Genomic DNA, 17517 nt, shown 5'->3' with positions numbered 1-17517 from the left:
TCAATTTGCTGCGCTTAACTGAAGCGGAAACCATAGAAATATAGTCATGATAGGGAGAAAAGACAACCGAAAGCCTCTCTAAAACTATAACGGGTGTCTCGTCCTGCCCAATGCTTTCTCAATTATTTTGATGACCGCATAATTTATCCGCTATTCCTATAAAATACCTTACTCCATATCCTAAAGCCTTCTCATCGATTTTAAATTTAGGGTGGTGTAAAGGGTACGCTTTTCCAAACTCATTATTATGGACGCCTATAAATTGCATGGAAGACGGGACGATTTCGGAAAATGCCGAAAAATCTTCTGTTCCAAACATAGGATCATCAACCTGGATGATATTATTTTCTTCAAAAATACCTTCCATGACCGTTCTTGAAATATCAACAGCAGCTTTATCATTTACCACTGCTGGATACCCTAAATACCAAGTAATTTCACATTTTGCCCCATGCGCTTCTGATATCCCCTTAACGATTTGCTCTAGATACTCCCTTGCTTTCACTCGGCTATCAGAGTCTAGGGAACGAATGGTACCACCGATTTCTGCATATTCAGGTATGACATTGAGCGCACTTCCGGAATGGAACTGAGTGACTGAAATGACAGGTGTCCTAAGAGCTGAAATTTTTCTGGAAACGATATGTTGAATATTCGTCGTAATTTCTGCGCCAATGATAAGCGGATCTACCGTTAATTCCGGAGTCGACGCATGACCGCCCTGACCTATGATTTTAATTTCAAAATCATCGGCTGCAGCACAGAATACCCCTTCCCTTAAACAGATTGTTCCTGTTCTTTCATAAGGAGTAACATGCAGTGCAAATGCAAAATCCACTCCTTCCATGACCCCTTTTTCCACCAATTCCTGAGCTCCCCCTGGCAGAACCTCTTCGGCGTGTTGGAAAATAAACCTGATCTCGCCATTAATCGCATCTTTTTTCCCAGAGAGGACTTTAGCAGCACCTAATAACATCGCAGCATGTGCATCATGTCCGCACGCATGCATTACCCCAGGATTTTTTGATTTATAATCAATTTCTGCTTCTTCTTCAATCGGGAGTGCATCAATATCAGCACGAAAGGTGATGGTATTCGATTTTCGGGCAGATTTTTTAGCTCCTTTGAGAACCGCTAAAACGCTCGTCTCGGTAGGTCTCGTCACCTCTAATCCTGTAAAAGTCTTTAATTTCCTGTAAATGAATTCAGAAGTCTGGTGCTCCTGATATGAGAGCTCCGGATTCTCATGAAAATGACGCCTCCATGAAATCACTTCATCCACAACTGTTTCCTGTATGGTCTTCATCATAAATGCCTCCTCGAACGCTTAGTTCCACTATTCAGACTTTTCACACCTTAAAAAGGGCCGTACTGTATGCTTTGAGCAATGATCAAAAAGATGATCGCTACCGCAACCTGAATCAAAAGAAATGGAAATACCCATTTTACCCATTTCGTAAATGATATGCCTGCCACTGCCAGTCCAGCCAATAGCACTCCAGAAGTCGGAAATATCATATTCGAAATCCCATCCCCTAATTGGAAAGCTAACACTGCCGTTTGTCTTGTCACTCCCATTAAATCCGCTAATGGAGCCATGATCGGCATCGTCAATGCTGCTTGTCCACTTCCGGATGGAACAATGAAGTTAAGAAATAATTGGACAATGAACATTCCGATAGCATTAATGGCGGGAGGAAGCTGCTCAACCAATCCTGCAGCAAAATATAAAATGGTATCCAGCAATCCGCCACTTGTAATGATGACTAAGATTGTCTGCGCAACTCCTATTATCAATGCCCCAGAAACCATATCGCCAGCTCCTGAAATAAAACCATTAGCCATTTTGGATGGAGTTAAGCCTCCAATTATGCCCATTATGATCCCACTTAATAAAAACAAGCCGCCAATTTCACTTATATACCATCCTAATTTAATAACTCCATATACTAATAGGATGAAATTCACCAATAAAATAATTAAAGCGGCACTATGTCTTTTACTCATCCTAAAGTTTTTATCAAGATGTGCATGTTCTTCACGCCTAAATTTCCCATACTCCCCCAGTTCAGGGTTTCTTTTAACCTTCATTGCATGGAAATAGATATACAATACTGTAACAATATAAAACACTGCAAGAAGAGCGATTCGCAATCCCATTCCCGAATACATGGGCAGTTCTGCAATGCTTTGGGCGACTCCTACATTAAAAGGGTTCGTAATGCCCGAAATGAATCCAGTCGCCAGTGTTCCAAGGATGACGATCGCAAAACCTGTAAGGGCATCAAAGCCTAATGCAATCGTCATCGGAACAATGATTGCGATATAAACTAATGCATCTTCAGCAGAGCCGATCAGTGTCCCTAATGATGCGAAGATCAATACCATCAACGGGATAAGCAATTTCTCTTTTGTACCGAATCGAACAGCCACAAACTTTATGAAAGAATCCAGTGCTCCTGTTGCCTGCATGATTCCCAGTGCTCCGCCAAACAAAAAGACGAACAAGATAATTGACGCTCCTTCGATCATCCCTGTGTGAATGCTGCTGAACATTTCCAATAATCCCACTGGTGTTGATTCAACGAGTTCAAAAGAAGTAGGGTCTACTACACTTCGGCCATCCTTTTCAATTCTTTCGTATTGGCCTGCGGGTAAGATATAGGTTAAAACCGTCACTATTACAATTACGATAAACATTAATACAAAAGGATTAATCCCTTTTTCCGGTAACTCCGTTAATTGGTTAAGTGGCTTATTATTCTGATTAAGCGGATCGGAAGTGATTTGACCATTAGGCAGGTCATTCATATAGATACCCCCAGTTAAGTTCAGTACTTTTAATCCAGTTTTCCTATCGGAAGGGATAAAATCCCCTCCATCACTTCTCAACCAAGCAATTAAACAAGCTCTTTATTAACTTCTCCAGCATTACGGGCGTATGGACGAAGGCACTATCGATGTGAAGGCGCTCAGTACGCTGGTGGGCGTCCTTGCCGAACGGACCCACATTAAGTACGGGTGCCTGAAGTTTTTGCATATCTGCAAAAGGAATGCTGTAAGTATCCCCCCAGACTGGTGTATTTTTTTCAAAAGCCGTCCAGCCATCGGACTCATCAATATATTGAACATAGCTTAAATCGCAAAGGCCATTAAAATAATGAATTTGGCTGACTTCTTCATCAAGCATGCTGGCAGTTTCCTTCACTAATTTTACAGATTCTATGATAAGCGGATCATCGGACGTATTGACGGCTGGATAATAAGGCGGTGCGAACAGCAATACAATGGCGGGTGAAAGCTCCTGACATTGTATCATCAATTTTTCAGCGATCCGCATTGATTTTTCCCGCTCATCCAAATCCATGTTTCCTTTAACTTCACTCTTTATTTGCTCAACAAAACTCCCGCCAAACTTGCCCTCGGCATATGAAAGTAACTTTTCGTAGCGCAATACTTGCACTTCACCAACACCTTCAATTTGTTCACGCAGACAAAGCTTTTTATAAGATTCATTGCATTTCATCGCTGCTTCGTTTGCAACCTGCTCGAATAGATCCATTATTTCTGCCGCTGTTCTTTTCATTATGAACACATTATAAAGCGCGGCTGCCCGATACGGTGTCTGTGTTGAATATTGTAGTTTTAGATCTTTTTGCTGAAGCGAGACTGGTAAAGGTGTTTCCTCGCCAAGATCACTTTCCAGAAAAAGTGTGTTCCATTCCATGAGTTGCGTGAGAAACGAGGCCATATAGTTAGCCGTTATGCCCTTTAATGGCTCCCCTACATGAGTTTCTTTCCCATAAAAAAGGGCAGCGGGCATGATTTTCCCCAAAGTTCCGGAATAAATATAATGTCTATTATCACCCGGCTTCTGTGAAAAGGAAGGTTCACTATTTAAAAACATTTTATAGGAAAGGTCATATTTATCACGTAAAGCCACAAGTTCTTTAACTGCAGCCCTCATTCCCGCAGAATTCACTTCCTCATCAGGAACCGTTAACAGCAGGAGATTGATCGGCCATTGTTCAATGCTTGCCTTTTCGATGATAGCCATATGAAGGGCAAGCCCCATTTTCATATCCATCGTACCTCGACCGAACAAGTACTTTCCTGATTCAAGATCCATGCGCGCTTCTTCCGGTAGATCTGCTTTCCGGTCATGAAGTTTTTTAGTGAGCTCCTCCGGCTTAAAAGCAAGAGTCTCAAGATCACCGTATTCTTCAGTATGAACCGTATCAAAATGGCTAATTAATACAACGGTCTCCTTTACATCAGGATGTTTATAAAAGGCGTTGACAAAATTCCTCCCTAAATCAGCTTCGTGAAGCGATAAGTACTCCGGATTCCTTTTAAAATATTCAAGCTCCCTCAATTTCTCTTGCACCTTATAAGGAAACGTGCGTTCCCCAACTGTAAGAGTACGGCTTTCCCAGCTAACAAGTTCACATAACAAAGCACGGAGCGTTCCTGGAGTACCCCAAAGTAATTGACTCATTGAAATCCCCTTTCTGATTTTCATCAAATATTAGAGTAATAATGGAAAAAAACAGAAATTTCTGAAACTTAAAACCACAGTGACAAATGCACAACCACCTTGCTCTGAAACTTCGACATTTCCTGCTCTATCATTTTATATCCAGCTTCATTCAATTGTCCTATCGACTCTTCAAATCTGAAAAATCCACACTTTTCCTCAAGTGTGTAACTGACACCCCACATTTTTACAAAGCTTCCACGTTAGCGGCATGCCCTTCAATACTTTTCCAGGCATGCCAAGGTCGGATGTCGTTCGTTCATTTACATAGCTTTTTCCTGGTGTTTTTTTACAATTATATATTAACCCGATCCCCTTCATTAATATATGTACGCACCACCGGGCAGGTTAAACAAGTTGGACCGCCAGTGCCTTTGAAACTGATTTCAGTTCCTTTGTACTCATAAACTGTTGCTCCTGCATCAACAAGCTTTTGCTTGGTGTAATCGTTACCAGAAGATATCACGCAAACCCGCGGAGCAATGGCAAGAACATTACAACCTAAATTCAAGTACTCATCAACCGGCACTTCTATAAGCTGGATGCCTCGTTCAATCAGCAGTTTTCTGAAAAAGACTGGCATTAGGCGTGAATGAACTACCGCTAAATCATGGTCGACCATGCTGATGAAAGACATAAGATGGAGACACTCAGCCTCCCCTTGATCATGCGGAAGCTGAACTACGATGAATTCATCCACAAGATGAGCGGTCATTTCTTTTAATTGCCGAATGGCTTCAGCATTTGTACGATAACCATGTCCGACAACAAGGGTCCTATCATCAAGCCAAACGATATCACCGCCATCCGCAACAGCATCACCCGTTAAATACCCAATAATCGGGATGCTCTTTTCCTTACAAAATCCTTTGTATACATTAGCTTCAGGTTGCCTCAATTCTTTCCCGGACTTTAAGATAATGGCACCTTGGCTGTAAATTTGACAGGGTCATGCGCATATATGGAGTCAATGCCGACTTCCGAGGATGCTGGCAAATAATCGATGTTTGGAACATATTTCTCCAAAATGGAAATAAAGTCACCATACTCTTGAAGTGCCTCATTGAAATCTGGCTCTTCCGCAAAGTTGAAGTTCCTCCATGCTTGGCTTAAATGCTCTTGACTAATGAATGCTTCTTTCGGATGTTTTACAATGACACGTTCCAATGGTTTATACATGGACGAACAATATGTCACTGCCTCCCCCTTCTTTTCCGCATATCGGAAAACGTTTCCGCTAATAGGAATTTTTCTTTTATTATAAAATCAACTTTGGTATAATGTCAATATGTTTTAAATATTCAAACAAATAAGCTTTTTATTTAACTTGTAATGAAAGATAGGTGGTTTGTTTATGCAATCGATCGATCGTGCCATGAACGTTATAAAGGTGCTAGTTTCCAATTCATCGGAAAACTGGCTGTCTATTACGGAACTTTCTCAAGAATGTGATCTTCCTGTCAGCTCCATGCATCGTTTGTTAAAAGCGATGTCCTCGCATGGATTAATCCAACAGGACGGGCAATCCAAACAATATGGTCTGGGGAATATTTGGCTCGAATACGGCTTACGTATGTATGACAAAATGGATTACATCAGCCAAATAAGGCCTGAACTGGAAAGGCTTATGAACAAAGTGGAGGAAAGCGTCTACCTTAGCCAGCCGATTGGCATGGAATCACTCGTTATCGAACGAATCGACAGTGAAAAAAGCCAAATCCGGGTTTATGACCAGCTTGGCTCACGAGTGCCTATGCATATCGGGGCTGCCAATAAAGCGATGCTCGCCTATATGCCATATAATCAAGCGAAAAAAATCGTGGATGCTCTTCTGCCATCTCAAGAAAGACCAGCTTTTTGGGATATATTGCAAGAGACTAAAATGAAGGGACATGGAATCAGTCACAGTGAAAGAACAGAGGGAACATGTTCTGTTTCCGTGCCGATATTGAACCATTTTGGAGAAGTTCACGGGGCGGTGAGCATTGGTTTTGTCAGCTTTAACCTGACAGATGAAAGACTTGATTTCCTCATTAAGAATGTTATGGAAACGGGCAATCGGGTTTCGGCAAAATTGGGGTATAGGGGAAAATGAACAAGAGAGCAATGGAGGATGACCGGATAAGCAGAAAAAGAAGATGAATCATTTTATCTTCTCGGTTTGTAGTCAAAGGGGTTCGGAATTAAAAATTCCGAACCCCTTTTGACATCCCCTTTGAATGTTCGCTTAAATTTAAGAGATTAGGGCTCTATGAGCCCACTAAGTTAGGTCAGTTTTGGACCTTGCCATGTCCACAATTGGCCATCTTCTATACATTCATGGCAGCGAAAGTAAGCCTCGCCTGCAGCGACAATTTTTTTAGTCCCCTTAAAGTAGTCCAACGCATACCATGCTTTTCTTTTGCATTTGCGAATACAGGCTCAATCGTTTCTTTACGTTTCGCATAGATAGGTTTTACATCTTGATGATGACACAGATGAACTGCTTCTTCCCCATGTGTTTGCCAGATATGCCAGGTCACCACTTTTTGATACTCTTTGCTTTCTGTACACCGTGATAAAGGTGAGCAGGTTGCACACATGTGTTTGGGCAATTTGTACTCGCGATAGCCCTCTTTATTGGTTGTTGAATACGTTAATAGTTCACCCGTTGGGAAAATGAAACCATCAATATGTTCATCGTATACCTATTCATGTTTGCGAAAGAATCCTTCTTTTGTACGAGGACGTGTATAGGGTAAAGCAGGTGTGATTTCTTTGTTAAATAGGTAGCTTGTAATCGCTGGTGTTTTATAAGCTGCATCTGCGGCAACGGCTTCTGGTTTTCCAACTTTCTCAATCACTTGCTCAACAAGTGGCTCCAAAATATGACTGTCATGTGTATTACCAGGTGTTACAATCGTTCCCAATACAAAACCGTTGCGGTCTGCGGCCGCATGGAATGAATAGGCAAACTGTTTTGTTCGTTCATCTTTCACATAGTAGCCACTCTCAGGATCCGTAGTACTTTCTTTAATTGCTTTGGTTTCTTCCTTATCAAATTTATCTGGTGGAAAAGGCTTCTTTCCATGGTTTTCACGATCTTGATATATTTCATCTTGAAGGCTTCCTTGATACGCTCGTGTTTCTTTGCGAACAACTTCTTTTTCGTTTTATATTAATCGCTGCCGGTCACAAATAAATCTTCTTTAAAATAGGCGAGGACCTCGCCTGCCACCACTGGTTCACCCTCCAATACCTCCAATGATTCTATCTTCCCGCTGACACCAATATCAATGATTTCCACACGTCCATCTGCCTTCTTAATCTGAAATAATTGTTCCCATTCGTAAAATCTTGAATTTTTGGATATTGAAATTTTTTCAATTCTGCCATCACAAGGGCTAAGTATCACATCAACGTACATTTACATCATTCCTTCCTTCAGTATTCTTCAAAATGAAATGGGGTTTGTAGGACTAACTTGAGAAAATTTTGGAACTCATGTATATCTTCTTGTTCAATGCCCAGGGTCGGAGCCCAGTACTGATCTAAATTAATATCATTGGCACAAAGCAGGATCATTCTTCCGCTTTGCATGGAAGTCACCATTGCTTTACCGAAAAACTGGGCCGAATATACAATGGTCACATCATATCTATAATCTTGTGACAATAAGCAATAATGATGAATAGCCTGGTTTTCTTTATTTTCGGACAGAATATCAAAACTCAACGGATTGCCTCCTTTCTTGTAAGCCCTAATTCGTTCAGAACCTGATCCAACCTCGAAGCTGGGATGCTTCTGCTATTTTGCGAATCCCTTCTATATAAGCAGCCACTTTCATATTCACGGTATATTTTTGTGAAGTATGGTAGACATTCAAAAAGCTGGCCGTTATCTTTTCCTTTAATCGTTCATCCACCAGCTCTTCCGTCCAGTAATAACCTTGGTTGTTCTGGCACCATTCAAAATACGAGACTATCACCCCACCTGAATTCGCCAAAATATCAGGGACCAGCACTATACCTTTATCATCGAGAATCTTGATCGCTTCCTTTGTTGTCGGCCCATTTGCTGCTTCGATCAGGATTTCACATTTTAATCGTTTTGCATTATCTTTATTCACCACTCCGCTAATAGCTGCGGGAATCAACACATCACACTCTTTTTCCAATAATTCTTGATTGGATAATGAATCTTTGTATACGTTCGAAACGACCCCAAAAGAGTCCCTATTCTCCAAAAGGTAAGGAATGTCAAGGCCATTCGGATCGTATAAACCTCCAAGTTCATCCGCTATTCCAACAATCTTAGCCCCCATTTCATGTAAATACAATGCTAAATGACTGCCAACATTCCCGAATCCCTGGATGATTACCCGCATGCCTTCAATGGGAATTCCCTTTAAATCACAAATCATTTGAAGTGTATATAATACTCCCTTGGAAGTGGCCTTTTCCCTTCCCTTCGATCCTCCTAATCTCAGAGGCTTTCCTGTAATGAATCCGGGTGAATCGAATTCCCTGATATGATCGTATTCATCCAGCATCCAGGCCATGATTTGTGAATTCGTATACATATCAGGTGCCGGGATATCTTTTGTAGGGCCCACTATTTGACTTACTGCCCTGACATACCCTCTGCTTAAACGTTCTAGCTCAGATGAACTCATCTGTCTGGGATCACACACAATGCCACCTTTTGCTCCTCCATATGGAAGATCGGTTATTCCGCATTTCAAGCTCATCCATCCGGCCAATGCCTTAACTTCTTCAGGAGTGACATCCGGGTGAAAACGGATTCCCCCTTTTGTTGGACCGGCTGCATCATTATGTTGAGCCCGATACCCTTGAAACATCCTTGTCTCTCCATTATCCATTTGAATAGGAATACAGACTTCCAGAAAACGCATTGGCGCTTTAAGAAAATCAAAAACCTGATTCGGATAGTCCAAAACATGTATCGCTTCTTTTAAGATACCCTGGAATTCTTGCAGTGGATTATCCAATTGACGTTTTTCAATTACCTTAATTTCTCCTGACATTTTAGCACCTCACTTTTATTCTTATAAAATTATTAAGCAACTTTCATGCCAGTTATGAGGATATGGTGTGGATAGCAATATACCGCCATTTGCAATCATCAACATCACACTTACAATCATCAGGACATATGTATTAATTCATAAGCAATTCAGGTTTGCATATGTAAAAAGTGATAATTCAATATATAGAAAAGCGCATCCTTTTTAGGATGTGTCAGACTGTAGACAAATCTGATGATAATTGATTTTCACTACATTTTTTTGAGCGTTTGTAAAATTCTAACATAGCCTCCAGGCACCCGCTTTCCGCGGGCGGTACGTTCTCGGCACCTTTGTGCCTGCGGGGTCTCCCCTCGCAACACTTTTCCCGTAGGGATCCGCACCTTACGTTCCAATCAACTTTGTTTTAACTTCTAGATAGAGCCCTTTTGCCTCCAGTTAATTTGTTTTAAAGCTTGAAGTGATAAAGATATTTTCTAAACATGATTCTATTAGCGTCATCGACTTTAAATGTTCCTCTATGTAAAATGGTGCCATCGGAACATTTGGTTGTAAAATTGAGGTCGCCATTGATATCCCTTTCATTTATGACTTGGTGAAAGATAGGTATTCAGAGGGAGGAGGGAGAACGCCAAAGTATTGATCCAGTTATTTTGGTAAACTGGCATTCATTCAATCTATCTTCCTTATTTGATTGATGCGTAAGACCAATGAAGAGGTAAATACGAACGTGGCCTATGCTGGTTCTAAGGTTACGCCATTCATGATAAAGGACCTCACTCCTCTCCTAGCCGTGGCAAAATTCCCAGATGCAAAAGAAAAGCATGGCCTGCTTTGGACAGCAATCGGACGAAAAATATTGTCGATGCAAGCGACACTTATTTTCGCTGCCATGAATGTAAAGAAGATATTCAACTGGACAGGCAAGGGCCAGTAATGGTCGCGGTCATCTATTCTCTATACCTGCTTCAAATCCAATTAAAAATCAAAAAGGTTTCGGAATGAACCAATCCGAAACCTTTTTGACTATAAACTGAAACATCCTTATCGAATGCGTTTTTCTTGCAAATTCTTATAGCTGAATTTCTTCAACTTGGTATTGGGGCGGAGCCTTCTGGAATGCCTTTGTAATATATATTAGATAACAAAAACCAACAATAAACCAACCCGTTCCCATTATTAGGGAACTTCTCTCAAGATTGATCCAAAGAATGCCAATTGCTATGGCTCCAATTAAAGGCATAATTAAATATTGAATACACCCCTTTATCGTTCGATGCTTTTTTTTCCTGATGATAAAATGGCTGATCACTGACAGATTTACAAAAGTAAATGCCATTAATGCACCAAAGTTGATCAGGGACGTCGCTGTCACTAAATCAAAGAATAAAGCCGACAATGAAATGACTCCAACTATGAGTACATTAATGGCTGGTGTCTTCCATCTAGGGTGAATAAATCCAATCCATTTTTCCGGAAACACTTTATCACGTCCCATAACATACAAAAGACGGGAAACGCTGGCATGTGATGCTAGTCCTGATGCTAGCGTATTGACGAGAGTCGTACAAAGAAAAATGGATTGAAATAGCTTCCCACCTACATAAAGGGCGATTTCCGGTAAGGCAGCATCCGGTTCCTTAAATCGGGATATATCCGGAAAAAAGAGCTGAATAAAGAAAGATGAGGTTATGAAGATGATACCACCCCAAAGTGCAGTTAAAAATATCGCTTTTGGAATCGTTACTTTCGGATTCGGCGTTTCCTCAGATAGTGTCGTTACCGCATCGAATCCCAAAAAGGAAAAACAAAGGATCGTGGCCCCAGTTATTATTGCAGAAAAGTCCATTCCTTCATTTACGAAAGGGTTTATTGTAAACACTTCTCCTGTACCTTCTCCATCATTTAAACCTTTGACAACAAGTATGATGAACACTGCCATGATGGCAATCTGAATTAAAACAAAAAGAGCATTAAAGTTAGCAAGTACATTAACGCTCCGGAGATTGAGAATGGTCACGATTGCTACGAACAATACTACCCAAATCCATGTAGGGATTTCTGGAAATAATGCTGTGAGATAAATTTTGGTCAACAATGCATTTACCATAGGTAAAAATAAATAGTCTAACAACGAAGACCACCCTACCAGGAATCCTAAATGCGGGTTTATGGCCTTTTGCGTATAAGTGTAGGCAGAACCTGCAGCAGGAAAAACCTTTACAAGCTTTCCATAGCTTGCAGCTGTAAAAAGCATCCCCACCAATGCAACGATATAGGCAGTCGGTACATGGCCGCCCGTAATCCCAGATACTATGCCAAATGTATCAAATACGACCATGGGTGTCATATAAGCTAACCCCATCATAACGATTTGCCATAATTTCAGTGATCTTTTCAATGAAACCTCATTTTCCACCTATCATTCCTCCTTGAAACCGCTTTCAAACCAGTTGATTCAATTTCTTAACTAGATAAAGCTCCTTGCCTCCCTTTTTAAAAAGTTTCACCTGTATACCTTAATGCAATTTCTGTGCCATATGATCTCGGTTTAATTCGAAAAACAAACCTAGCCAAAAATGCTTTTTAATTCCTGTATTCTTAACGGCAAATGATTGATTCATAGAAATGAAGTCTTTCAGCATCTCTTCATCGGCGATTCAATTTCCCATAAATTATTCGCCTTTGCATACCCCAAGCCACTGTTATCTGGTTAAAACCTTCATTAAATCACTTACTGTGACTTGGCATGATAATTGCATAATTAATCAGCTATAGAAATTCAACTATATGAATTTGAGTTTCAAGACTATAAGTTATAAGAAAATGGAGGAATAGAAAAATGAAATATCCTTTATCCCCTGATGTTAAACCAGAATTTTGTACCACCGGATCATTTATGCGCTTACCTTCTTCAAGAGAAAATGCCAGACTGGCAGTGGTAGGTATGCCTTTTGATACGGCCGCTTCTTTCAGGGTAGGAGCACGTTTTGCGCCACAGGCAGTCCGCCAGGCATCCATGACCTTGTTTCCCTATCATCCCATTCACAAGGTATTTCCTTTTGACGAATGTAATGCTATTGATATTGGGGACGTTTCGGTCATTCCCCATAATATACATCGAAGCTATGAGATAATTGAAAAGGCTATGGCAGACTTGATGAAAAACGGTATCATTCCAATAGGCATCGGGGGAGATCATTCAGTAACATTGGCTAATCTAAGAGCTGCCGCTAAAATTCATGGTCCTGTTGCACTTCTCCATTTTGATTCACATACAGATACCTGGGATACTTATTATGATGAAAAATATTGGCACGGTTCCCCTTTTATCCGTGCTTATGAGGAAGGGTTGCTCCAAACGGATAAAGTTTTCCAGATTGGCATCAGAGGTACGCTCAATCATCCAGGAGATATAGATTCAAGTACGGATCTAGGCTACAATGTGATAACTACTCCTCAGCTGAAGAAAAGAGGAATCGAAGATGTTGTGAGGGAAGTCAAGAAAACCATTGGGGATACACCATGTTTCTTGAGCTTTGATATTGATTTTGTTGATCCATCCTGTGCCCCTGGAACTGGCACCCTGGAGGTCGGAGGTCTAAATAGCTTTGAAACCCTTGAGATGATACGCTCCCTGCAAGGATTCAACTTTATTGGGTTCGACCTGGTTGAAGTCCTCCCGCCCTACGATCCAACACAAATCACATCACTATTGGCAGCCACCATCATTCATGATTTTGCCAGTTTAGTAGCCTTAAGTTTGAAGGAAGAACAAAAAAAGGAAAATTCCACCGAAAATAGTTTATAGGAGCAAACAGTAACTAGTAAGGAGGACATTTCAAGTCGGTACTATTATCGTTCAAAAGGCATCTGCTTTTAGTAAGAGCAGATGCCTTTTTTCTATGTCATCTTTTTATATAGCCCTGTTATTTTCAAAAAAATTGTCAGTCTACTGATTAACAAGTTAAGTGGTCCCTGCTTGCTTTATTAGATAGCCGTGACTTTTTATCCAAGCGCTCCTGATTCGATATTGTGGTTCGACATACCTCGTATCTCAAAAAGTCGTGTGGCATATCATAATGAACGGCTGCACCATTACGGCCTATATTATACCATAACTTCCATATTATCGAACCAGTTGGTTCAATGGAGTTATAAACAGCAGCACCCAGCTTTTTTGACTCTTTTAACGCTTCAGGCTTTACGTTAGCGTTTGCAGGAATAAAGAATTGAACATGAAACGTCTGTTTCGCTTAGCGTCCCTTTTTGATGTAAATCTATCATGTAATCTATATCGTATTTCGCAAAGATGGTTTAGGGGCAAAAAAAAGATAAATGAAGAAAAACTCTGCAGACCTCCACAGAGTTTCTATAAGCTTTCAACTAATTTTCGGATGGCAGGGCACCTTCCCTTTGAATATGTCCTTAGAATTTACTTCCTTAAACTTGTTCAGATGTTTGTTCCATCCTAAGTTTATTGATACCTGGTCCAACCTTAATATCATAATTGTTTTGTCCCAATTTCCTTGCTGGTACATATGTACGATAAAAGAGCTGCACCTAAAAGATACCATCCGCTTCCTAAAATAATTATACATTCATGGTGTCAAGACACCTAATTCACGATTCCAATGTAATGTATTCAGCTCCATGTTCTTTTGCCCAATTATTTATATGACTGAGAAGAGTATATCCAAGGCCACTAGGACGATGATTTACATCAGTAACCAAATATTGTACATAAACATAGCGTTCATTATATGAATCTTCACGCCAGCTAATACCTGCTAATGCTACGATGCTTGTATCATGATATAAAGCAAATAACCGTTTTCCCTCCCTACTTTTATCATTTAATAATTCTAGATATTCCTTTACAGTCAAATCAGGACGTATCTGACTCAATATATGATAAGCCTGTGTGAATTGATGTTCTACAGTTAACTCTACTATATTTTCCACTGGTATTTTCATAGTAATATTCTCCTGACCTTTATAAGTTTACTTGCTTCGCCTTCCCTTTATGAATCAGTATTCATTTCCTGACATATGAACCTATCCAATATGCTTGATAACCAAGAAATTAAAAGTTTTTCAAAAATCATGTGTCTTACAGTTCCCTATCTCCCTCCTTTCTCCAAATATTAGATATACCAACAAATTACATGCAAGAATCGTGCCATTCTTAAGGAAATATATAACTTACAATAATAGTTCATTTAATAGGCTAAGAAACTCATGAACATCGCCTGGAAAAGCCGAAGGATCATATCAGCAAGTACCATGAGGATGATGAAAAATTAGGTGCAGTTAAAACACCAAAACAAAAGGTTCGGGGCAAAGTTTGTATCGAAGTTGAGAACAGCGCTAAACACTTTAGATTTCTTCAATAATATTTATTAGAAGCGATAAAACATTATAAAAGGGGAAGAGTTAGCTACTTTAAGGAGATCTTCTTTCATGACAAAAAAAGCAATCGTACATAATACATATCGGAGTGCTACTCTTCTTTCAAATACAGGTTGTTTATTTAGATTTTGATTCTGGAATAAGAAATAAGAATAATATGAAAAGCAGCACTAAATACCAATGGAATCGTTTCTGATGAATATCTTAGAATTTTCAGGAAAAGGCCAGAAAATTTGAGACCGAATGAAACGGGGATGGATTTTTGAAGTAAGGCAATTAATTTCTTAATATGAGGCCAAAAATAAGGAAAACAAAAGGATTAAAATTAATGCCTGGTAGTTTCAACATTACATCACATCAATTGATGATTTGAATCCGTGTGTATTCGGTAGGTACGGTTATTTAACATACCCCTTCTCCTTTAGTTAGTTTTGCAAAGCATGATGCTTGGCTAGCTGCAGTACTGGGAAAGAAAATCGCATTAATTTTTGAATGGTTTTACATCCGGGCTGGAAATTTTATATCTCGCTTTAGATCGGTAAGTGATCCATCTCACATTTTTTTCTGGTCTTTTTCCACTGCTTCCGAGACTGCTTAATATGTGGGGAATTTCATTGAAACTTTTTGGATGCCGGATACTCCACTTGTAGTATTAAATATATTGATAGCTGCAGTAGATACCTTTACAGTTCGCCTTGGTATTGAATCTTTTACACGCTCGTTTGAAAGATTCTTCATACCCGTCTCAATATTACTGACCATTTTTTTTGTTTCAATCATTCCTCAAGAAAATATCCAAAACTTTCAGCAAGTAGCTGAAAATGGGCCAAACCCACTCCAAGTTATAAGGTGGCAAAAAAATAAATGTAGGCAATTGAAGCTACAATTGCTGTGATTTCATTGTTTATCACGGCAGAATGTAAAAACATCATGTAAAAGCACCAAAGGAACCAACCATGATAACACTAATGTGAGTTGGAGGATTTTAAAAGAACATCATAAAAATACCCGAAAATTCAATTTTCCGGGTTGCATCTGGCTGAATTGGATTTGATCGTAATGAATATTTACGAATGAGGTGAGTATATTGGAATATAAAATAATCATTATTTTCAGTCTGGTTTTTATAGCATTCATGACTGGTTTACTCATCTTTTATCTCATAAAAGATGATTCATCCCGATGGATGGTAGCTCTTGGGGGAATATTGGTAAGTGCCTTGCCCATTTCATTACTGTTTGTAAAAAATGACCCCTTTAACATTCCAATCATAATCGGTTATTATATTTTTGTTTTCTGTACGACATTTTTAGGGCTATCGCAAATTTTTATGTTGATTTGAAATGGTGGGACTCTGGCCTTCCCTTCTATAAAGGTATTTTCGTGGGTTTTGTTGGGGTTGCTCTTTATAAACTATACATCCCTCAAAAAACGAGAAAAGATGTTTCAAGGTGGGGCATCTTTATTTTTATTCTCTCACTTTCCGTCCTTGCCACTGTTCTTTGGGAAATATATGAGTTCGCAGGAGATTCTCACTTTTACTCATACCATGCAGGGAGGCGGTAATAAAGATACCATGTACGATTTACTTTCCGGTCTTAGCGGCGGTATGCTTATCTCCATTTATTATTCTAGTGTACAAAAATTAAAATTATGATGATTGGTTGAGGTAATCATATGAATCGTAAGCTAGTTATTTCATTAAGTGTAGTGTATGTACTTTTCATGGCCGCTTTATCTATTTTTTACTATTCAGCCGATGAAACTTTCAAATCACTGGTTTCGATGGGCGGTGTGGTATGTGGGGCAGTTCCCCTTTTATTGGCCCTATTTACCAAGCTTCATTTCAATCTGCCAATTATCATTTCCTATTTAATCTTCTTATTCGGTTCACAATTTTTAGGATCAATTTTAGGTTGGTATGGACTGGGGTGGTGGGACACATTCCTACATTTACTAAGCGGTTCCCTTCTTGCTTTTACGGGAATTGCTTTATATGAACAATTGGTATACAGAAATGCAGGCAAAGAAATATCCCCTTGGTTTGTTTTTTTGTTTATCCTCTCTTTCTCAGCATTTGGTGGTGTCATATGGGAAATCTACGAATTTAGTTCTGATCAATTATTCGTAATGACACTACAAGGCGGGGGAAATAAAGATACAATGATAGATTTAATCGCGGATACCATTGGAGGACTTATCATTGCAGTGTGGGCCGGAGTGCGGCCAAAAAATAAGTTCAAGAAAACATGAAAAAACCCTTGGTTTAATCACAGCTAACCATTTCTTAGAGGGTAACATAAGATTGAGTTGACTACATTGAAAAACGTTCAAATTGTTTTCAGAAATCCGCTCCCTTTCCGAATCCTCGCCGCAAGTGCATGCGGGGTCTCAGCTAGACAGTTATTCGGCAGGAGTGTCGCAAATTTCACCAATCCAGTGAGGGATTCATCCTATATAAAAAAACAGTAAAAAACCATAGGTAATAATTCCTCAATAAAATCATGAAAGGGGTTCGGTATGAGACCATACCGAACCCCCT

At 39.7% G+C, this 17517-nt stretch carries 15 protein-coding genes and 2 pseudogenes; 7 read left to right on the top strand and 10 right to left on the bottom strand.

Annotation, left to right across the window (positions count from 1 at the left end; all coding sequences use genetic code 11):
- Positions 1 to 118: 118 nt before the first annotated feature.
- The 4 genes and pseudogenes from IOC57_RS13065 to IOC57_RS13050 all read right to left on the bottom strand — a co-directional run bounded on the left by IOC57_RS13065 (position 119) and on the right by IOC57_RS13050 (position 5716).
- Entirely contained in the window at positions 119 to 1306 is a 1188-nt protein-coding gene (locus IOC57_RS13065) for an amidohydrolase (protein WP_309487706.1), read from the bottom strand.
- Between the two features lie 50 nt (positions 1307 to 1356).
- Positions 1357 to 2811 (bottom strand): YfcC family protein, encoded by a 1455-nt coding sequence (locus tag IOC57_RS13060; RefSeq protein WP_207439140.1) that lies wholly within the window; start codon positions 2809 to 2811, stop codon positions 1357 to 1359.
- Between the two features lie 70 nt (positions 2812 to 2881).
- Positions 2882 to 4498 (bottom strand): M20/M25/M40 family metallo-hydrolase, encoded by a 1617-nt coding sequence (locus IOC57_RS13055; RefSeq protein ID WP_207439139.1) that lies wholly within the window; start codon positions 4496 to 4498, stop codon positions 2882 to 2884.
- Positions 4499 to 4832: 334 nt separating this feature from the next.
- Positions 4833 to 5716 (bottom strand): annotated as a pseudogene (locus IOC57_RS13050) (dimethylarginine dimethylaminohydrolase family protein).
- Positions 5717 to 5891: 175 nt separating this feature from the next.
- Between IOC57_RS13050 and IOC57_RS13045 the strand changes: the two are divergent.
- On the top strand, positions 5892 to 6632 hold the full coding sequence (locus IOC57_RS13045; RefSeq protein ID WP_207439138.1) for an IclR family transcriptional regulator: 741 nt from the start codon (positions 5892 to 5894) through the stop codon (positions 6630 to 6632).
- A gap of 170 nt (positions 6633 to 6802) precedes the next feature.
- Here the strand turns inward: IOC57_RS13045 and IOC57_RS13040 are convergent.
- The 4 genes and pseudogenes from IOC57_RS13040 to IOC57_RS13025 form a co-directional block, all read right to left on the bottom strand.
- Positions 6803 to 7686, bottom strand: a pseudogene (locus tag IOC57_RS13040) (transposase); the annotation flags it as partial.
- 8 nt (positions 7687 to 7694) lie between these two features.
- Entirely contained in the window at positions 7695 to 7943 is a 249-nt protein-coding gene (locus IOC57_RS13035) for a biotin/lipoyl attachment domain-containing protein (RefSeq protein ID WP_207439137.1), read from the bottom strand.
- A 17-nt stretch (positions 7944 to 7960) separates the two neighbouring features.
- Positions 7961 to 8251: an SAV0927 family protein gene (locus IOC57_RS13030; protein WP_207439136.1), complete on the bottom strand. Its 291-nt coding sequence runs from the start codon at positions 8249 to 8251 to the stop codon at positions 7961 to 7963.
- Positions 8252 to 8285: 34 nt separating this feature from the next.
- Positions 8286 to 9563 (bottom strand): Glu/Leu/Phe/Val family dehydrogenase, encoded by a 1278-nt coding sequence (locus IOC57_RS13025; RefSeq protein WP_207439135.1) that lies wholly within the window; start codon positions 9561 to 9563, stop codon positions 8286 to 8288.
- A gap of 730 nt (positions 9564 to 10293) precedes the next feature.
- Between IOC57_RS13025 and IOC57_RS13020 the strand changes: the two genes are divergently transcribed.
- Positions 10294 to 10500: a hypothetical protein gene (locus IOC57_RS13020; protein WP_207439134.1), complete on the top strand. Its 207-nt coding sequence runs from the start codon at positions 10294 to 10296 to the stop codon at positions 10498 to 10500.
- Positions 10501 to 10635: 135 nt separating this feature from the next.
- Here IOC57_RS13020 and IOC57_RS13015 read toward each other — a convergent pair whose 3' ends face one another.
- Positions 10636 to 11982, bottom strand: a complete 1347-nt coding sequence (locus IOC57_RS13015) for an APC family permease (protein WP_309487705.1) — start codon at positions 11980 to 11982, stop codon at positions 10636 to 10638.
- A 423-nt stretch (positions 11983 to 12405) separates the two neighbouring features.
- Between IOC57_RS13015 and speB the strand changes: the two genes are divergently transcribed.
- Positions 12406 to 13374: an agmatinase gene (gene speB, locus IOC57_RS13010; RefSeq protein ID WP_207439133.1), complete on the top strand. Its 969-nt coding sequence runs from the start codon at positions 12406 to 12408 to the stop codon at positions 13372 to 13374.
- An 812-nt stretch (positions 13375 to 14186) separates the two neighbouring features.
- Here speB and IOC57_RS13005 read toward each other — a convergent pair.
- Entirely contained in the window at positions 14187 to 14540 is a 354-nt protein-coding gene (locus IOC57_RS13005; protein WP_207439132.1) for a GNAT family N-acetyltransferase, read from the bottom strand.
- A gap of 1036 nt (positions 14541 to 15576) precedes the next feature.
- Between IOC57_RS13005 and IOC57_RS26525 the strand changes: the two genes are divergently transcribed.
- The 4 genes from IOC57_RS26525 to IOC57_RS12990 all read left to right on the top strand — a co-directional run bounded on the left by IOC57_RS26525 (position 15577) and on the right by IOC57_RS12990 (position 17228).
- Positions 15577 to 15870: a GerAB/ArcD/ProY family transporter gene (locus IOC57_RS26525; RefSeq protein WP_207439131.1), complete on the top strand. Its 294-nt coding sequence runs from the start codon at positions 15577 to 15579 to the stop codon at positions 15868 to 15870.
- Between the two features lie 192 nt (positions 15871 to 16062).
- On the top strand, positions 16063 to 16317 hold the full coding sequence (locus IOC57_RS25905; protein WP_286184820.1) for a hypothetical protein: 255 nt from the start codon (positions 16063 to 16065) through the stop codon (positions 16315 to 16317).
- Positions 16314 to 16541: a DUF2238 domain-containing protein gene (locus IOC57_RS26750; RefSeq protein WP_483862051.1), complete on the top strand. Its 228-nt coding sequence runs from the start codon at positions 16314 to 16316 to the stop codon at positions 16539 to 16541. Before IOC57_RS25905 ends, IOC57_RS26750 begins: the two co-directional genes overlap by 4 nt.
- Positions 16542 to 16652: 111 nt before the next feature.
- Entirely contained in the window at positions 16653 to 17228 is a 576-nt protein-coding gene (locus IOC57_RS12990; protein ID WP_207439130.1) for a DUF2238 domain-containing protein, read from the top strand.
- Positions 17229 to 17517: the final 289 nt, after the last annotated feature.

This window comes from Bacillus sp. SD075 (genome assembly GCF_017355165.1).
Lineage (GTDB): Bacteria > Bacillota > Bacilli > Bacillales > DSM-1321 > Peribacillus.
Note: the sequence above shows the minus strand (reverse complement) of the source record. Positions and strands in the feature narration are given on the sequence as shown.